The organism is Bilophila sp. T19-St14 (assembly GCF_059728385.1).
This window is the reverse complement of record NZ_BAAGFT010000001.1, coordinates 1,826,685-1,844,019: the sequence shown is the minus strand read 5'-3', so window position 1 is coordinate 1,844,019 and position 17,335 is coordinate 1,826,685. Positions and strand designations below refer to the sequence as shown.

Here is a 17,335-nt window from a genome sequence, read left to right as displayed (position 1 = left end):
ATAGTTTTACTGTTGATCTTTATCAGCGCATGTGCTTTTCTGGGCACATTCGCATAGGGACACAATTCGGGAACACCTTCCGGGACATACGGAATGGGTGCTGTTTCCGTAATCGGCTGGATGCCGGAGGGGCAACACGCAGGATGGGCTTTGGCGTAGGACAGCGCCGGGCCATGAGGGGAGTGTGGGAAGACCACGCTCGGGGGACCCTCTACACCAAAGATGGATATTGACATGAGACATCAGGAACGCAATGTTTCCGAGTTTGATGAAATCATAACCTATCCGCCGTCTGCCGCTCCTTCCGGGGAGAAACAGGTCATGAGCTGCGTTCAAGCTTTTACGGCGGCGCTTGGTTTCGCTATGTCCGCAGGGTGGGACTGGCTTCCATCAATGCACAGGTTGTGGCTCCGGGATTACTTCGAGGCGGTGAGCATGCCGACGCCGTTCGGCTTTTTCGGCACGCTGTCGGGAAGCATTTTCTTTAAGATGATTATGCTGCTTGCGCTTTGCCCCGTCATGGAGCGCCTCTTTCTTGCATTCCCGCTGGATCGCGTGGCCTTCCGCCGGAAACCTCTTCCGAACGCCGACAGCGCACTGTTCCCTTCGGCCATAAGGGAGCGCATTTATTTAAGCACACCCCTCATCCTCGCCCAAATCTCCGCCATCCTGCTCCTGCTTCTCTTGACGTTTTTCCTGCCGCCTTGCCTGAAAGGGCTCATGCCGTGGCTGCTTGGGACTGTTTCGGCTTTGTTCGGCCTGCTTTGGTTTGTGCTCCTGACCCTGCTGCCCGGCGTCTGGAGCTGCATCTCCTACGGCTTGGCAATCACGTTCAGCATCGCTATTTCCCTGCTTTTGGATGCGGCGCCGACAGAGTCGCTGGCCCATTTCAGGATGCTGTTTCCCCTTCTTTCGATCCCGTTGATATTCTTTGCTATGCCGCCTTCGGACGACATCAGGAGGCGTGTCCGGCGTCACCACCGCCAACATCTGTTCAGCCCTCGGGTAAAGGGCGTCTTGCTGCGCGGGCTGCTGCTGCGCCGGTTTTCGTATCTGGACATCCTCTCCAAGCAGGGAAGCGTCTATTTGGTTTTGTGCGTATTCCCCATTATGTATGGCGTTCAGATACTGCTTGATTTCTCAATCGGCTGCCCGATGGTGTCTTTCAATCTGATGCCCGATCCCCCGTTGGAGCGGCATGCCTTTCTCATCATGTCGGGAGAAATTTCAGGGGCTTTTCTCGCGTCGTCGCTGATCGCCTTCTTCCCAAGCCACTCGCTGCTGGTTCCCATGCTTGGCCTGTCGCTGTTCGGGTGCGGCTCACTGCTGACAGCGGTTTTCCCTTCCCCGCCGTTGAATTCCGTAGCCTTTTATATCATGCAGCTCTCTTCCGGCTGCTGCGCCGCGTTCGGCTTGTTTGTCCTGCACCAGTTTTTCCAGCGGAGCGGTTTCCTGTTCCGCACGTTGTCCAAGGCGCTTTTCCTGCTGACGCTGTTTGGTTCCATGGGCGGATATCTGCTGTGGAAGTTTGTGGACAATATCCACAACAGCTCCCTCAGTTCGCATGTGCTGTTCATGCATTTGCTGACCATTGGGGCCATTCTCGGCCTGTTCTTCGTGTATCTGATCCGGCGCCCGTTGCAGCACCTGATGGTCACGGCGCCGAGGCGGTCGCTGGAAGAGGCGTTTGTACCGGCCATTCAGGAAGATCCGTTTGAACAACTGACGCCCCGCGAACGCGAAGTCGCCGAACTGGTGCAGACCGGCATGAAAAATCTGGAAATCAGCGCAAAGCTCAACATCACCGAGACGACGCTGCGTGTCCACCTGCGCCGCATTTACCGGAAGCTCGGCATTCAGGGGCGCTCGAACCTGCGGGACTTCAACGCGCCGTAGGCGCTCCGCCCACCGAAGGCGTGCCTTTGGCTCCCACGGAAGCCTTTTCCGTCATCAATGCCGGAACTGGAAACGGCCCCGTGGCTGCCGGCCTGCGGGACGCCTTCCGTTTCCGCCCTTTCCCAACACCATCACAGAAAAGACGAAAACGGTTCCGCAATCGGGATTGCCCGGTTGCGGAACCGTTCTTGTCGACAAGAATCCTTTCTCCATACCGAGAGCGGCAGGCTAACTCATGCCAGCCAATGACCTGCCGGATTACCAAAGCCCTGCCACATTAGGCTGTGTCGTCGTTTGAGATTTAACCATTTGAAATTGTTAAAATATTTTTATATATAAATGTATAATAATTTCAACATATTATATATAACTAACAATACAACCTAGGCCCCTCCTTATAGGGGAAATAAACCGGGCATGAAGAAGATGGCCTATGCCCACAGCAACCCTTTCTCCATACGGGAAAGGCTAGGCTCCCCATTCGCTATGGCAGCGAGGCTGACTTGGCCTCTTCCCATGCGAAGGCTAGGTCATGTTGTTAATTATATAATCTATTGAAATTATCAAACTATTTTTCAAGCTATAAAATAAGGCTGTGTCATAGAAAACGGTTGATGCTTTATCTCTTGAAATTCAAAAGGGATAACCAATAAAATCCCCCGGTCATGGAGCCCGCCAGCGGAAAATTGGAGAAAAAGCATATATTTTTCAGTATATTGTCGAGACAAAACAACCATGTGCTATGACAGAGCCTAAAATAATTAAGGCTCTGTTATAGTTTGTGGTTGTTTCATTTCCACAGTGCTGTGAAAATACAGCCTTTTTTTCCGTTTTTCCTCTTGGCGGAATACAGGGCTAAGGCATTTTGTCGGTTATCCCTGTGGAACTTCAAGGAAAAAAGTATCAACCATTTTCTATAACACAGCCATAATTAAATAGTTATATGCAAAATAACAACGTAATCTAGGCGGTGAATTTTTCATGCAGGGAGTCGAGTCAGGCCGTCCCCCATACCGGGAGGGCAGATGCAAGGCATGGAACAGCGTGGCCAGCCCAGATGGGGCTGGCGCTTACTTTTGCGCAACACCTGAAAGGTGATGGAATAGAAAACCATCTCCCATGTTGGAAAGGCTTGAGCTTCTTTCCCACTCGGCAGGCGTAATGCAATTCCCACATATGAAAAGGGGCTTCAACACGGCAAGGACATCCCCAACCTCACCCACCACCCTCTTCCATACGGGAAGAAGGGCTCCAACCCCGTTTAAGGGCATGGATGCGGCCACGACAAACCATCCCCCATATAGGAAGGGGATTCCGCGACGGTTTCCGCCGGGACGGACTCCTTCCGCGCGGCCTCCCCACCGGTCGAAAGTCTTGGGAGGAGAGAGGGTGGGGTTTGGGGAGGGGGAGGGGAAACCTTCTCCAGAAGGGTTCCCCTCCCCCTCCCCAAGCATCTTACTACTTCCACACCTCTTGCCGTTCGGCATAGGCGGCTTCAAAGCGCTTGAGCTGATCCTGTTCGGCGGGCGTGCGGGCAAGGGGGCGGGCCTGCTTGAGCCAGCTCTCGGTCTTGCGCTTGTCGTTCTGATACAGGGCGCTGTAGGCGAGATGCAGGTAGGCGTCGAACACCTTCCCGGCCTCGCCGAGAGAACGCCCGTAATAATAATGCACTTCCGCGTCTTGCGGGAGCCTGCGGAGCACTTGCCGGTAATACTTGTGGGCGGAAGCCTTGTCGCCGCTGCCGTCCAGCAGCCGGGCGTAGAAGAACTGGGCCATGATGTCGTTGGGATCCAGCCCCAGCGCCCGGAGCAGCGTTTTCCCGGCCCGCGCGTCGCCCTTGTTGTAATAGAACCGCCCGGCCTCACGCGCTACGAGGGCATCGTTGGGCGCGCAGGAGAGCGCCTTGGAAAAGGCCGCGTCAGCATCTTTGATCTGGTTGCGGCGCTCGGCGAGGATGCCTTGCCCCATGTAGGCGAGGCAGTCGGGCTTTTTGCCTTCAAGCTGCTTGGCAAAGAACCGGGCCGCCGCGTCGGGATCGCCGTAACGGGCCCAGATCAGCGTCTTGACGCGGTTGAAGCGCGCGTCGTCTTCCTTGCGGTTGCGCACGGCGGCGGAAAGCCCCTGGATGCGGGCGTGGATTTCGTTGATGCGGCCCCCCACGTCGGGGTGGGTGGACAGGTATTCGGGGATGTCGATGCCCGACGTCCACTGCTTGCGGCGGATTTTCTCAAACGCGCCTTTCAGCCCCTGCGGGCGGTACCCCGCCGAGGTGAGGTATTGCAGGCCGATCTGGTCGGCTTCGGTTTCGTCCATGCGGCTGTAGTTGAGCATGGCGGCCTGCCCTGCGGCTACGCTGCCCGCGAAGATGGCCCCGCTGCCTTGTCCGCCGCCGAGGAGGGCCGCCGCCAGCGCGCCGACGAGGCTGCCGATGGTGACGGCCTGCGCCCGTTCCATACGGGTGGCGATGTGGCGCTGGGTGACGTGGGCCAGCTCGTGGCTGAGCACGCCCGCGAGTTCGGATTCATGGTCAAGCTGCATGATGAGCCCGGTGTGGACGAAGACGGAACCGCCCGGCACGGCGAAGGCGTTCATGCTGTTGTGCAGCAGCACGTTGGCGGTGAAGGGGAAGGGCTGCGGAGGGAAGGCCTTGGAGAGGCGGTCTACGATGGACTGGATGTAGCCCTTGATTTCAGGGTCTTCCACAAGCGGCATGCGGGAGCGGACGAGCACGTCGAACTTGCGTCCGAGCTCCTTTTCGTCCTTGACGCCGAAACTGCCGAAAAGCGCGGCCTGCGCCGGGATCGCGCCCTGAAAAAACAGGGCGAATGAAAGGATCACGGCGACGAGGCCGCGCCAGAGGCAGCCGGGGGCGTTCCCGGCCGCACCGTAGCGTGCGTTCAGATGATATCCCATACAGGGCCTTCGGGGGTGTCCCGGACTTCCACGCCGAGGGCCGCGAGCTCGTCGCGGGCCGCGTCGGAACGGGCGAAGTCCTTGGCGGCGCGGGCTTCCTGCCGTTCGTGGAGGAGTTCGGCCACCTTGTTCATGTCCAATCCCTTGCGGCGGGCGCGGATTTCACGCAGGGAGGCGAGGAAGTCTTCCGGCTTTTGCGCGAACAGGCCGAGCAGGGTATCCCATTTCGCGGTGGCGTCACGGAATGCCTTGAGGATGTCGCGGCCTCCCTCGTTGTTGCGGAGCTTCTTGTCTTCGAGCACGCGCCCGGCGATGCGGATCATGTTGAAGAGGTGCCCCATGGCGGCGGCGGTGTTCACGTCGTCTTCCAGCGCGTCCATGAAGGCCTGATCCTGCTGTTTCAACTCTTCCACAAGCTCGGCGGGAGCCGCGCCGGGCTTCCAGTTTTCGCGGGCCAGAGCCTTGTCCACTTCGCGCAGGCATTCATAGACGCGCTTCTGGCTGCGTTCGCTCTCGTCCATGTTGTCGAGCGAGAAGTCGATGGGGCTGCGGTAGTGCTTCCCGGCGAGGAAGTAGCGCAGGGTTTCGGCAAGGTAGGTTTCGAGGATGTCGCGGATGGTCTTGAAGTTGCCGAGCGACTTGGACATTTTTTCGGAATCGACCTGCACGAAGCCGTTGTGCATCCAGATGTTAGCGAGGGGCTTGCCGAGCGCGGCCTCGGTCTGGGCGATTTCGTTCTCGTGGTGGGGGAAGATGAGGTCAAGCCCGCCGCCGTGGATGTCCAGCGGCAGGGGGATGTACTTCTCGCTCATGGCGGAGCATTCGATGTGCCAGCCGGGGCGTCCCTTGCCCCACGGGCTTTCCCAGTAGGGTTCGCCGGGCTTGGCGCTTTTCCAAAGGGCGAAGTCCAGCGGATCTTCCTTTTCGTCGCCGGGCACGACGCGCGCGCCGGAACGCAGGTCGTCGGGCGTGCGGCCCGACAGTTTGCCGTAGCCGGGGAAGGAGCGCACGCGGAAATACACGTCGCCGGAAGGCGTGGCGTAGGCTTTGCCGTCGGCGATGAGGCGCTCGGTGAGGCTGAGCATTTCCTGAATGTGCTCCGTGGCCTTGGGCTCGATGTCGGCGCGGATCACGTTGAGGCGGTCCATGTCTTCATGGTAGGCCTTGATGTAGGTTTCCGCGATTTCGGTGCTGGAAACGCCTTCGTCGTTGGCGCGCTTGATGATCTTGTCGTCCACGTCGGTAAAGTTGCGGACGAAGGTGACTTCATAGCCTTTATAGCGGAGCAGGCGCACGAGGATGTCGAACGCCACCGCGGAACGGGCATGTCCGATATGCGACAGCGCGTAGGCCGTGATGCCGCAGGCGTAGACGCCCACCAGCCCCTTGCGGATGGGCGTGAAGGTTTCCTTTTTTCGGGACATGGTATTGTAGAACTGCATGGGGGCTCCTTTAGGCGCGGGGAAGGGGGAACCGGGGGGCGCTTTCGGCAAAAAGCACCTTTCCCGGCCCCACCCGCAAAAACTTTGGCTGATGGGGAGGCGCACGGCGGGAATCCCTTTACGCACGGAACCGGAAGCTGACGCCGCCGGCAGGCCCTTGCTTGGCCTTCGCGTGCCGTTACGTGCGGGCCCGGAAGCAAACAGAAATCCGCCGCCTGCCGTATGGGGCGGGCGTATTGGGGAGGCCGTCCGCGGCCGAGAACCGTTTTGGGGACGGGCCCGGCCCTTATCCTTCGATCTGGTTGATGCGGCGGAGGTGGCGGCCGCCTTCAAAAGCGGTGTTCAGGAACAGTTCCGCGATGTCGAGGGCCACGCCCTGCCCGGTTACGCGCTCGCCGAGGCACAGCACGTTGGCGTTGTTGTGCTGGCGGGTGGCGCGGGCCTGAAATTCACAGCCGCACAGCGCCGCGCGGATGCCGGGGATGTGGTTGGCGGCCATGCTCATGCCGATGCCCGTGCCGCATACGAGGATCCCGAAAGAGGCCGGTTCGTCGCCGGGCGCGGCGCTGCCCGCGTCGGCGAGGACTTTGCCGCATACGCCCTTGGCATAGACGGGATAGTCGCAGCTTTCCGCAGTGGCGGGGCCGAGGTCGTGGACGTCATGCCCTTTTTCGGAAAGGCGCTTTACCAGCGCGGCCTTGAGTTCCAGTCCGGCGTGATCGGATCCGATATAGACGGTAGCCATCGTTTTCCTGTCTTTTTTTGATGTGAAAAAAGCTCCCCCGCTGGGGACGGTTCCAGTAAAAAAGGCTGTGCCATGGTATATGGTTGTTTTATTCCTACAGCATGTGAAAAATACAGCTTTTTTTCGTTTTTCTGCCGGTGGGCTCCATGCTTGGGGGCTTTTATGAGTATTCATTTGGAATTTCAAGAAATCAGGCATCAGCCGCTTCCTATGGCAGAACCACCAAAAAGGACATGCCTGTCTTTTTCATAAGCGTGCATGGCAAAGTGTCAACAGGCGGGCGGCGGGTGCTTGCCCGCCATTACCGGCTTCTTCTGTATCGTTTCCCGGAAAAAAAGGAAATGCCCGCCGGAACGTCCATCCGATGAAGAAAGGCTAAGGGGTGGATGGGATCCGCGCCGGAGGGTTTGGAGGGGAACCTTTTTTCGGAAGGCTGCGCCATGGGAAACGGTCGATGCTTTTTTTGAGGCTCTGTTATGGTTTGTGGTTGTTTCATCTCCACAGTGCGGTGAAAATACGGCCTTTTTCTTCGGTTTTCCCCTTGGCGGGCTCCACTGCCAAGGCATTTTTCCGATTATCCCTTTGGAATTTCAAGGAAAAAAGCATCAGCCATTTTCTATAACACAGCCTTTTTTGAAGTTCCAAAGGAACAACCAATAAAACGCCTCAGCTCTGGTTCCGCCAATGGGAACATTGGATAAAAAGGCTGTTTTTCCTCCCCGCTGAAGAGATGAAATAACCATATGCCATGACACGGCCTTTCAAAATCCCCCCTCAGAGCGTTGGGCCCGTTGGCCGCCCATTGCCCTAAAGCAGCCAGCCGAACCGGGCGCGGAGCGGGGCGAGGTACTCGGCGCGGTGGGCTTCCCGGCCTTTTTCGAGACGGGCGATGTCGCCTTCAAGCAAGGCAAGGTCGCCCGCAAGCTGTTCGCGCCGGGGATCGGCGAGGGTCGCCATGCGCGCCAGTTCACCCTGAATGGCCTCCTGACGGCGGCGCATGAGCGTCAGGCGGCGCTGGTAGCCGATATCCGGCCCGGCGATCCAGCGCGCTTCGGCCCACAGCACCCACAGGCCCAGATACATGATCCGAAAGAGTTCTTCGATGCGGTTCAGAGACGTTTGGACGTCCATCAGTTGTCTCCCCTCTTAATGGGTTCGATGATGGTACCCGCGGGAAGCTCCAGCGCAAGCTGGTCGTCCCGGAATGCCGCATCCGGCGTCTGGCGGTTCTTGACCAGCAGGATGGCCGAATAGCCGTCGGGATGCGTCAGCTTAAACTTGTAGGGCAGGGGCGGGTTGCCGTCGTCATAGGCAATATCCATGATCCAACCCTTTTCCGCCGACCAGCGGACGGGCAGGCCGTCGGGCCGCAGCTCCAGCATCCCCGGCAGGATGCCGCCGGAGAGCGTAAAGGCGATGTCCCCGTTGGGCAGGGCGCGGGGATGGAGCCCCTCGGCCGCACCGAAGACTTCGTGGAAACGGCCACGCATGAGCGAGGAGAAGTCGCGCAGGGAGAAGGGCACGGGCCTGCCGAAATTGAGCTGCACCCGCTGCGGGCCCTTATGGACGATGGCCTTGTTTTCGTTGGGGGCGTAGGCCGTAAAGCTGTCCTGCGTTTCCTGGATGCGGGCCACCAGCGCGCCGATCCCGGCCATGACGTCGAGGCGTATGGGCAGGTAGCCGTTGCTCCAGAGCAGGGTTTCCACCCGGCGGGTGTCGCCCTGCGAGCCGTAGCGGAGGCTGCCGCCCAAGCGGTACGGCCCGTGATCCGAGGCGCGGGCGGAAGCATAGCTTTGGTAGGCTTGCCATGCGGCGCTGGAGGCGTCCGAAGGCGCGGACGTCCCGATCTCCGGGCCGCGCGTGGCGCAGGCCTGAAGCGACAGGGCGAACAGGGCCGCGAGCATCAGGCGGAAAGGAACGGAAAGGCGGATGTTCATAGCGAATTCAGCTTATTGCGTATGGTTTCAGGGTTGGGGTGATCCAATTCGAGGGCCCGTTCCCATCCTGTGCGCGCTTCGTTTTTGAGGCCTTGTGCCTTGGCGATGTCGCCGTAGTGTTCCCATATGGTGGGATCGCCGCCGTCGGGGAGGCTTGTCGCCCGGCGGACGAGCGCCCATGCCTCGGCGTTTTCGCCCCGGCGGAAGTGCGCCCATGCGAGGGAATCCAAAATGTACGCATGATCAGGGGCCTGTTTGAGCGCCGCTTCGAGCAGCAGGACCGCGCGATCCAGATCCTTGCCTTGTTCGGCCAGCGAATAGCCTACATAATTCAGGGCCTGATAGTCTTCAGGATTGCGGGCGATGATGGATTCCATCACGGCAAAGGCCTCGCGCTTGCGGCCGAGGGAATCCAGAACGCTGCCGTAGACATAGGCGATTTCGTCGTCCGAAGGCCAGATCTGCTGCGCCGCCGTAGCCGCGGCCAAGGCTTCCTTATAGCGATCCTGCAACAGGTACAGATGGATCTCCATGAGCCGGAAATCCCGTTCCGTGGGGAACTGGCTCTGGCCCTGAAGGATGAGCTGCATGGCGTCTTCGTAACGCTGCTGATCGTGCAGCAGTTGGATGCGCAGGCGCAGCGCCCGGTCGTAAAAACGGTTTTCCGGGGGAATGGATTCAAGGTAGTTCAGGGTTTCCTGCACGTCCTTGTGGTATTCGTAGGCGATGGCGGCGAGGTAGAAGTGCACCTCGTCCGGCGCGTTGGGATCGTCCTTGAGGCCGTCGAGCAGGGCTTCCGCCTCCGGGTACATCCTCGCATCCAGAAAAAGCGTCGCCGCCGTGAGCTTGTAGCCGTAGGTGGCGGGGCCGTTCAGGGCGTAGTCCAAGGCTTTCTGCCCGTTTCCGGAACGGATCTGCCCTTCGACCATCCTGATCCAGATGTCCGGGTTGTCCGGGTCCTGCTCGATGAGGCTGTTATAGATTTCGTTCGCCTCGGAGTACTGCTTGTCCGCTTCCAGCAGGCGGGCCAGCTCGAACCATGCGTCAACGAATTCCGGGCTTTCCTGCACGGCGAGCCGGAGCTGCCGGATGGCCCTGAGCGGCTGCTTGAGGGCCACGAGGGCCTGCGCATGGGCATACCGGACGAAAGACGTCCGCAGGCGCTGCGGCAGGGCTGAGAACACCTTGTCGGCTTCCTTGAAATGCCCGGTTTTGACGTAGAGGATGCCGAGCTCCTGCTGCACGAGCTCGGAGTCCGGGCGCTGCCTGCGGTAGTCTTTCAAAACCTTGAGGGCCTGCTCGTTGTCGCCCTGCTCAAGCCACGTCTCGGCAAGCAGGAGGTGCAGGCCGAGATCGCCGGGCACGCGCCTGACGGCCTGTTCGAGCAGGCTGCGGGCCTCGCTGGTTTCCCGGTTGAGCATGAGCCAGGCCGCCGCGTCGATGAAGGGCTGCGGCCTGTTTTCCAGCGTCAGGAGGAGCTTTACGGCCTCAAGGACGCCTTCCTTGTCGTCATTGCGAATGGACTGGTCGAGCAGGAGGGTCGCGTAGGTGCGCTGGGCCTCAGGCGAGAGATCCCATTGCACGGGCTCCTGCGGCGTGCTGCGGGCGCACCCGGTGAGCATCTGCACGGCCAGCACGGCGCAGGCCATCCCGCGCAGCAGATTGCGGACAAGCCCCGCGCCGCAGCGGGAACTTCCCCGGCGGGCGTGGGATGGCGCAGCCGCAAACGGGGCCGCGGGATGAGTGAGGCGAATGCGGAAGCTCATGAGCAGACTCTGGGGGTTGAAACACGATAACAGGGGATGACGAATACCCTAAACGGGAACGAACAACAACCGGAGATTGCGTATCCGAAACGCCGTTTCCCTTCTTAGTGCGAGATCCAGTCTTCGGAGAAGTCCTGAATATCGGCGGAGAGATGGGTCTTCAGCTTTTGGAGCAGGCGGGCCTCAAGCTGGCGCACCCGTTCGCGGGTGACGTTGTAGCGTTCCCCGATTTCCCGCAGCGTGACCGGATCGTCGGTCAGGAGGCGGTGCTCAAGGATATAGGCCTCCTTTTCGGAAAGCGAGGGCAGGATGTCGCGGATCTTGCTTTGGAGCAATTTGGCGATTTCCATACCCGCGAGGCTTTCCTCAATGCCGGGGCCGAGCGCGGGCAGGAAGTCCATGCGCGTGGCGCTGCCGGAATCGTCGCCGACAGTGGCGTCGAGGGACATATCGGAGGCGTCCAGCCGCTGCTGCATCTCCACGATCTGATCCTCGCCCACGCCGAGGCGCTCGGCGAGAACCGCCGCGTCGGGGTCGAAGCCTTCGGCAATGAGCTTCTGGCGTTCGCGGTTCAGGTTGTAGAACAGCTTGCGCTGGGCCTGCGTCGTGCCGATCTTGACCATCCTCCAGTTGTCCATGATGAACTTGAGGATGTAGGCGCGGATCCAGAACGCCGCGTAATAGGAGAACTTGATCCCCTTGTCCGGGTCGAACTTGTTGACGGCCCGCATGAGGCCGACGTTGCCCTCCTGGATGAGGTCGAGCACGTTCTGCATCCAGCGGCGCTGGAAGTCCATGGCGATTTTGACCACCAGCCGCAGGTGCGAGGACACCAGACGGAAGGCCGCGTCGCTGTCGCCGGTCTTCTGCACGCGGCGGGCCAGATCAAATTCCTCATCCGGCTTGAGCATGGGGAAGCGGCTCACTTCGCGCAGGTAGAGGTGCAGCGAGTCCTTGCTGGACGACAGGGAAGGCAGGTGCTGCTGCGACGGCACGGGCAGGGTATCGCCTTCGGGCAGGATGTCGGCGTCGGGGTCGAGCGCGGTCACGTCGTCTTCGGGCAGCTCGTCTCCGATGTCTTCGTCGTCCTCGGCGTCGGCTGCGTCCACGGGCTTGACGGCCTTGAGCGCGGCTGTTTTTCCGGGAACCTGTTTGGGGAGGATCTCCGGTTCGATGATTTCGGGCTCCACAGCGGTATGGTGCTCTTCAGCCGCCACTGCGGAAGGGGCCGGGGGCGCGATCGCGTCGGCGGCGGGCTCCCCGGTCGTTTGGCCGCCCTTGGCGGCCTTGGTGGAAATGCGACGGCTCATATGATTTGTACGTCCTTTTGCCATAAATCTTTATCAGAGTTGAGGGCGGTGGTCCGGGCTCCGGCGCCGGGCGGGACGCTCCGCGCGGACGCGCCTCATGGTGTTACGAAAAAAATCATGTGGAGGAGGGCCCGTACGGGGCGGCTCCTCAATCAGATGCTATAGTTTTGGTTTGTCCTTTTCAACGATTTTCAGTAGACAGAAACCCAAGGGGAGAGCCCGTGCCGTTTGGTGCGGGCTCCTGTTCACGAGCCATTCAAGACCTGCCCGCCTGTGAAGGGGCAGGAAACCATAAAGGAGAACCGCGTGGCGGATTTTCGTAGCGCACTCGCTTCCGGGCGCACCCTGCTGCTCGACGGGGGCATGGGGACCATGTTGCAGGCAAGGGGCCTGCCCGCCGGGGAACACCCGGAACAGTTCTGCCTTGATCGGCCGGACGTGCTCCGTGGGATCCACGCCGACTACCTTGCCGCGGGTGCGGACATCATCCTGACGTGCACCTTCGGCGGTTCGCGCCTCAAGCTTCCGGCGGGCATCGACGTGACGCCGTTCAACCGCACGATGGCCCGGATCGCCCGCGCCGCCGTGGACGCCGCCGGTCGGGAAGCCTTCGTCGCCGGCGACATGGGGCCGTGCGGGCAGTTCGTGCGCCCGCTTGGGGATCTGCACCCGCTGGAGCTCTACGAAGCCCTGCGCGAACAGGCGCGCGGCCTTGTGGAAGGCGGCGTTGATCTGTTCCTCATCGAAACGCAGTTCGATCTGGCGGAAGTGCGCATCGCCGTGGCCGCCATCCGTGCCGAAAGCGACCTGCCGATCATGGTTTCCATGACCTTCGAGCAGGGGACGAGCCTTACCGGGACGACCCCGGAAATTTTCGCCGAAACCATGCAGAACCTCGGCGTGGACGCGCTCGGCCTGAACTGCGGCCTTGGGCCCGAACAGATGGCCCCGCTCATGGAGCGTTTCCTCGCCTGTTCGTCCGTGCCGGTGCTGGCCGAGCCCAACGCGGGCCTGCCCGAACTGGTGGACGGCAAGACCGTGTTCCGCCTGCCGCCCGAACCCTTTGCCGAAAAGACGGCGGCCTTCGTCGGCATGGGCGCGCGGCTTGTGGGCGGCTGCTGCGGCACGACCCCGGATCACATCGCGGCCCTGCGCCGGGCCGTCGATGCCGTCGGCCCCCGCCCCACCCCCTCGGTGACGCCTTCCGGCATCGTGCTGACCACCCGCACCCGGCTGGTGCGCATCAGCCCCGCCGAGCCGTTCAAGATCATCGGCGAACGCATCAATCCCACGGGCAAGAAAGATCTGCAAGCGGAATTGCAGGCCGGGGAATACGGCCTCGCCATGCGGTTCGCCTCCGAGCAGGTGGCCCTCGGCGCGCCGATCCTCGACGTGAACGTGGGCGCGCCCATGGTGGACGAGGCGCTGCTCCTGCCCGAACTTGTCCAGCGCCTCACCGGAAAATACGCCGAACCGCTTTCCCTCGACTCCTCGCACGCGGAGGCCATTGCCGCGGCCCTGCCGTTCTGCCCCGGTTCCCCGCTGGTGAACTCCATCAGCGGCGAAGCCGACCGCATGGAACATCTTGGCCCGCTGTGCAGGCAGTGGGGCGCGCCGTTCATCCTGCTGCCCATTCAGGGCCGCAAGCTGCCGGTGAAGGCGGCGGACCGCATCGCCATCATCGAGGACATGCTCGACAAGGCCGCCATGCTCGGCATCCCGCGCCGCCTCGTGCTCGTGGACGTGCTGGCGCTGGCCGTGGCTTCCAAGGCGGAGGCGGCCCGCGAGGGCCTTGAGACGATCCGCTGGTGCGCCGCGCACGGCCTTGCGACCACCATCGGCCTGTCCAACATTTCCTTCGGCCTGCCCGCCCGCGAACTCGTGAACACCACCTTCCTCAGCATGGCGATGGGCGCGGGGCTCAGCTCCTGCATCGCCAACCCCTCAAGCGGCCGCCTGCGTGAAGCCAAGGCCGCCGGGGACGTACTCATGGGCCATGACCGGGATGCCGCCGCATTCGTGAACGGCTACGCCACATGGACTCCGGGCAACGGCGGGACGGCGGACGCCGCCGCGTTTGCCCGCGCCGCGGCGCAGACCGTGGAGGAGGCCGTGATCCTCGGCGACCGCGAAAGCGTGGTCGGGCTTGTGGAAAAGGAACTGGAAGCCGGGGCCGATCCCTTTGAGCTCGTGCGCGGGCGGCTCATCCCCGCGATCACCGAAGTGGGCTCGAAATACGAGCGCCGCGAATACTTCCTGCCCCAGCTCCTGCGCTCCGCCGAAACCATGCAGACGGCTTTCGCCCGCCTGAAGCCGCTTTTGGAACGCGAAGCCGATGCCGAGGCCCAGAAAACCATCGTCGTCGCCACCGTTGAGGGCGATATCCACGACATCGGCAAGAACATCGTCAGCCTCATGCTCGGCAACCACGGCTTCAAGGTCGTGGATCTGGGCAAGGACGTGAAGGCCGAAGCCATCGTCGAGGCCGCCGTCGCGCACAAGGCCGATCTCATCGGGCTTTCCGCGCTGATGACCACCACGATGGTCCGTATGCGGGACACGGTCGATCTCGTGAAGCAGCGCGGCCTCGGTGTCGACGTGATGGTCGGGGGCGCGGTCGTGACCCCGGCATTCGCGGAAAGCATCGGGGCCAACTATTCGTCCGATGCCGTGGACGCCGTGCGGCTCGCCAAGAGCCTCATCGCGGCCCGCAAGAACCAGTAACCCAAAGGAACAGCCATGCGCCGCCTTTCCTGCCTGATCGCCCTGCTGGCCTGCCTCGTGCTGGCCCTGCCCGCGTTCGCCGCCCCTCAGAAGGCCGATGCCGTCCCCGGCATTTCCGGCGAGGGGGTTCTCGATATCGTGAAAGCCAACAAGGGCAAGCTCGTCTTCATCAACTTCTTTGCCACATGGTGCCCGCCCTGCCGGGAGGAGATCCCCGAACTGCTCAACATACGCAAAGCCTACCCCGCCGACAAGGTGGCCATCGTGGGCATTTCGCTTGACAGCGATCGCGGGAAGTTGGAATCATTCGCCGAGGCCATGAACTTCAACTACCCGGTTTACCTCGCGGAGCCCGACGTTCCCGCCCTGTTCGGGATCTCGTCCATTCCGTTCAACCTGCTGTACGACAAGGCCGGCAAGCTGGTCGCCGGAGGCCCCGGCATGGTCGGCAAGGAAGAACTTGAGGAAGCGTTCAACGGCCTTCTCAACTGATTTGGCATGCGTCCGGGGAACCCGCCGTTTCCCGGACGCCGTTTTCCCGGCCCGCTTGGAGGGCCGGATCAACCGCGGCTGCCCCACGGGGGGAGGAAGTCGATGAACCTGAGCGTTCGCAAGGCCCGCATGGGCGATATCCGGGCCATCCACGCCCTTTTGATGACGAGTTCCGCCGACGGCCTGTTGTTGCCGCGTTCCCTGACCGATCTGTACGGCCATCTGCGCGACTTTTTCGTTGTGGAGGGCGACGGGGCCACCGTCGGCTGTGGGGCCTTGTCCATCATTTGGGAGAACATGGCCGAAGTGCGCTCGCTGGCCGTGGCCGCCCATGCGCGCCGGAAGGGATGCGGGCGGCTGATCGTGGAGGCCTGCGTCGCCGAAGCCCGCGGGCTGGACATCCATCGCCTGTTTGCCCTGACCTATCAACTGCCTTTCTTCAATGCGCTCGGCTTTTCCGTTGTGGAAAAGGAAGTGCTGCCCCAGAAGGTCTGGGTGGACTGTGTGCATTGCCCCAAATTCCCGGACTGCGACGAAACGGCTGTCCTGCTGGAAATCTAACCCGCCTTGCGGGACGTGGCCGTCCCCGAAGGAGCCTTCATGCGTATTACGAATCTCAAGCCTCTGATCAGCGAAGAAGCCATCCAGACGCGCGTCAAGGAAATGGCCGAAGAGATCAGCGCGCTTTATAAAGATGAGCCTTTGGTCGTCGTGTGCGTGCTCAAGGGTGCGTTCCTGTTTTTTTCCGATCTCGTCCGGCATCTCACCTGCAAGCCGGAAATCGATTTCGTGCGCCTCGCCAGCTACGGCAGCGCGGCGCAGCGTTCCAAGGCGATCACGTTCACCAAGGATGTGGAAATCCCGCTTGAGGGCAAGCATGTGCTCATCGTCGAGGACATCGTGGACACCGGGCACAGCATGGATTTCCTGTTCCGCCAGTTTCAGGCGCGCGGCGCGCGGAGCCTGCGGCTTGCGGTCCTGCTCGACAAGAACGAGCGGCGGGAGGTGCCCGTCACTTCTCACTTCGTCGGGTTTGCCTTGCCTAGCGGGTTCGTCGTGGGGTATGGTCTGGACTACGCTGAGGGTTATCGGGAACTCCCGGCGATCTATGAGGCTGAAATAGAAGAATGACGAATGGCGGAGTCCCTATGATTGTTACATGCCCTAATTGCAGTACCAAATTCAATCTGCCCGAAACGCAGGCCGCTCCTGGGGCCAAATTGCGCTGTTCGGTGTGCAAGCACGTGTTCCAGCTTTCCGACGGCGTGAAGCCCGCGGAAATCCGTATGGAGCCGGACTTGAGCCTTTCTTCCCCGTCCCTTTCCATGCCGCCCAAGAAGAAGGGCGGGGCATGGGGCTGGGTGCTGACGCTGCTGCTCCTCTGCGCGGTTGCCGGAGGCACGTGGTGGGCTTGGACCTACACGCCGCTCTTCGATACCGTGAAGGAGATGATCGCGCCGCCCAAGAAGCAGGACCCGGTGGAGCTGGTCAAGAACATCGCCCTGCGCGGCGTGCGGCAGTACAACATCAGCAACGAAAAGCTCGGCAACATTTCGGTGGTTGAAGGGAAGGTCGTGAACGGCTTCAATCAGCCGCGCGAGCTGATCCGCATCGAAGCGGCGCTGTACGATTCCGCGGGCAACGCGCTGGTTTCCAAACAGCAGCTTGCGGGCACGTCCCTGTCGCTGTTCCAGTTGCAGGTTCTCGGCGAGCAGGACATCGAGCAGGCCCTTGCCAACAAGATCGACATCATGGCGACCAATACCAATGTCCTCCCTGGTGGAGAGGTTCCCTTCATGGTCGTTTTTTACAGCCCGCCGGACAACGCCGCCGAGTTCGGCGTCAAGGTCATCGACGCGCGCATTCCCCCTGAGAAAGAGAAGAAGTAGGGGGATGAAGATTGGGGAGGGGAGAGGGAACCCTTCTGGAGAAGGGTTCCCTCTCCCCTCCCCAAACCCCACCCCTCTCCCTCCTAAGACTTTTGTAATGGGGGAGTGCTGACACAGGGGAGCGGGGGAAAGACGTTATGGAGCGGGATTCTCGTCATGGATGGGAATCCCGCTCTTTTGTCGGGACGTTCACCTTTTCGATGGTTTTTGAAAAATTCATT

General features: G+C 61.2%; 14 protein-coding genes. 7 read left to right on the top strand and 7 right to left on the bottom strand.

Annotation, left to right across the window (positions count from 1 at the left end):
* Positions 1-234 precede the first annotated feature (234 nt).
* Positions 235-1,896, top strand: coding sequence for a helix-turn-helix transcriptional regulator (locus AC6I1V_RS07925; protein WP_486855018.1), 1,662 nt, complete (start codon positions 235-237; stop codon positions 1,894-1,896).
* Between the two features lie 1,458 nt (positions 1,897-3,354).
* On the opposite strand, the gene AC6I1V_RS07920 is transcribed toward AC6I1V_RS07925, so the two are convergent.
* The 3 genes from AC6I1V_RS07920 to rpiB all read right to left on the bottom strand — a co-directional run bounded on the left by AC6I1V_RS07920 (position 3,355) and on the right by rpiB (position 6,996).
* Positions 3,355-4,809 carry a beta-barrel assembly-enhancing protease gene (locus AC6I1V_RS07920; protein ID WP_486853767.1) on the bottom strand — a complete coding sequence of 485 codons (1,455 nt, stop codon included), beginning with the start codon at positions 4,807-4,809 and terminating at the stop codon, positions 3,355-3,357.
* Complete coding sequence (gene cysS, locus AC6I1V_RS07915; RefSeq protein ID WP_486853768.1) at positions 4,794-6,251, bottom strand: cysteine--tRNA ligase; 1,458 nt, start codon at positions 6,249-6,251, stop codon at positions 4,794-4,796. The genes AC6I1V_RS07920 and cysS overlap by 16 nt, the downstream gene beginning before the upstream one ends.
* A 286-nt stretch (positions 6,252-6,537) precedes the next feature.
* Entirely contained in the window at positions 6,538-6,996 is a 459-nt protein-coding gene (gene rpiB / locus AC6I1V_RS07910; protein WP_486853769.1) for a ribose 5-phosphate isomerase B, read from the bottom strand.
* 291 nt (positions 6,997-7,287) lie between these two features.
* Here rpiB and AC6I1V_RS07905 point away from each other — a divergent pair, with 291 nt between their 5' ends.
* Positions 7,288-7,656, top strand: a complete 369-nt coding sequence (locus AC6I1V_RS07905; RefSeq protein WP_486853770.1) for a hypothetical protein — start codon at positions 7,288-7,290, stop codon at positions 7,654-7,656.
* Between the two features lie 147 nt (positions 7,657-7,803).
* On the opposite strand, the gene AC6I1V_RS07900 is transcribed toward AC6I1V_RS07905, so the two are convergent.
* The 4 genes from AC6I1V_RS07900 to AC6I1V_RS07885 all read right to left on the bottom strand — a co-directional run bounded on the left by AC6I1V_RS07900 (position 7,804) and on the right by AC6I1V_RS07885 (position 12,009).
* Positions 7,804-8,127: a hypothetical protein gene (locus AC6I1V_RS07900; RefSeq protein WP_302552453.1), complete on the bottom strand. Its 324-nt coding sequence runs from the start codon at positions 8,125-8,127 to the stop codon at positions 7,804-7,806.
* A complete protein-coding gene (locus AC6I1V_RS07895) occupies positions 8,127-8,933 on the bottom strand; it encodes a hypothetical protein (RefSeq protein WP_486853771.1) in 807 nt (268 codons plus the stop codon). Before AC6I1V_RS07895 ends, AC6I1V_RS07900 begins: the two co-directional genes overlap by 1 nt.
* Positions 8,930-10,699 carry a tetratricopeptide repeat protein gene (locus tag AC6I1V_RS07890; RefSeq protein ID WP_337430502.1) on the bottom strand — a complete coding sequence of 590 codons (1,770 nt, stop codon included), beginning with the start codon at positions 10,697-10,699 and terminating at the stop codon, positions 8,930-8,932. The genes AC6I1V_RS07895 and AC6I1V_RS07890 overlap by 4 nt, the downstream gene beginning before the upstream one ends.
* A gap of 104 nt (positions 10,700-10,803) precedes the next feature.
* A complete protein-coding gene (locus tag AC6I1V_RS07885; protein WP_302552450.1) occupies positions 10,804-12,009 on the bottom strand; it encodes a sigma-70 family RNA polymerase sigma factor in 1,206 nt (401 codons plus the stop codon).
* 306 nt (positions 12,010-12,315) lie between these two features.
* Between AC6I1V_RS07885 and AC6I1V_RS07880 the strand changes: the two genes are divergently transcribed.
* The 5 genes from AC6I1V_RS07880 to AC6I1V_RS07860 all read left to right on the top strand — a co-directional run bounded on the left by AC6I1V_RS07880 (position 12,316) and on the right by AC6I1V_RS07860 (position 17,114).
* Positions 12,316-14,733, top strand: a complete 2,418-nt coding sequence (locus AC6I1V_RS07880; RefSeq protein ID WP_486853772.1) for a homocysteine S-methyltransferase family protein — start codon at positions 12,316-12,318, stop codon at positions 14,731-14,733.
* Positions 14,734-14,748: 15 nt separating this feature from the next.
* Entirely contained in the window at positions 14,749-15,225 is a 477-nt protein-coding gene (locus AC6I1V_RS07875; protein WP_486853773.1) for a TlpA family protein disulfide reductase, read from the top strand.
* Between the two features lie 102 nt (positions 15,226-15,327).
* The gene (locus AC6I1V_RS07870; protein WP_302552447.1) at positions 15,328-15,786 is read left to right on the top strand and encodes an N-acetyltransferase; all 459 of its coding nucleotides are present in this window, start codon (positions 15,328-15,330) and stop codon (positions 15,784-15,786) included.
* 39 nt (positions 15,787-15,825) lie between these two features.
* Positions 15,826-16,356 carry a hypoxanthine phosphoribosyltransferase gene (gene hpt, locus AC6I1V_RS07865; RefSeq protein ID WP_308770835.1) on the top strand — a complete coding sequence of 177 codons (531 nt, stop codon included), beginning with the start codon at positions 15,826-15,828 and terminating at the stop codon, positions 16,354-16,356.
* Between the two features lie 17 nt (positions 16,357-16,373).
* Positions 16,374-17,114: a DUF3426 domain-containing protein gene (locus tag AC6I1V_RS07860; protein WP_302552445.1), complete on the top strand. Its 741-nt coding sequence runs from the start codon at positions 16,374-16,376 to the stop codon at positions 17,112-17,114.
* Positions 17,115-17,335 lie beyond the last annotated feature (221 nt).

Excerpts from the sequence above, each read along its gene's own strand:
- cysS (WP_486853768.1), bottom strand. The coding sequence starts at position 6,251 with ATGCAGTTCTACAATACCATGTCCCGAAAAAAGGAAACCTTCACGCCC.
- AC6I1V_RS07890 (WP_337430502.1), bottom strand. The coding sequence starts at position 10,699 with ATGAGCTTCCGCATTCGCCTCACTCATCCCGCGGCCCCGTTTGCGGCT.
- AC6I1V_RS07870 (WP_302552447.1), top strand. The coding sequence starts at position 15,328 with ATGAACCTGAGCGTTCGCAAGGCCCGCATGGGCGATATCCGGGCCATC.
- AC6I1V_RS07885 (WP_302552450.1), bottom strand. The coding sequence starts at position 12,009 with ATGAGCCGTCGCATTTCCACCAAGGCCGCCAAGGGCGGCCAAACGACC.
- AC6I1V_RS07875 (WP_486853773.1), top strand. The coding sequence starts at position 14,749 with ATGCGCCGCCTTTCCTGCCTGATCGCCCTGCTGGCCTGCCTCGTGCTG.
- AC6I1V_RS07860 (WP_302552445.1), top strand. The coding sequence starts at position 16,374 with ATGATTGTTACATGCCCTAATTGCAGTACCAAATTCAATCTGCCCGAA.
- AC6I1V_RS07900 (WP_302552453.1), bottom strand. The coding sequence starts at position 8,127 with ATGGACGTCCAAACGTCTCTGAACCGCATCGAAGAACTCTTTCGGATC.
- AC6I1V_RS07925 (WP_486855018.1), top strand. The coding sequence starts at position 235 with ATGAGACATCAGGAACGCAATGTTTCCGAGTTTGATGAAATCATAACC.
- hpt (WP_308770835.1), top strand. The coding sequence starts at position 15,826 with ATGCGTATTACGAATCTCAAGCCTCTGATCAGCGAAGAAGCCATCCAG.
- AC6I1V_RS07920 (WP_486853767.1), bottom strand. The coding sequence starts at position 4,809 with ATGGGATATCATCTGAACGCACGCTACGGTGCGGCCGGGAACGCCCCC.
- rpiB (WP_486853769.1), bottom strand. The coding sequence starts at position 6,996 with ATGGCTACCGTCTATATCGGATCCGATCACGCCGGACTGGAACTCAAG.
- AC6I1V_RS07895 (WP_486853771.1), bottom strand. The coding sequence starts at position 8,933 with ATGAACATCCGCCTTTCCGTTCCTTTCCGCCTGATGCTCGCGGCCCTG.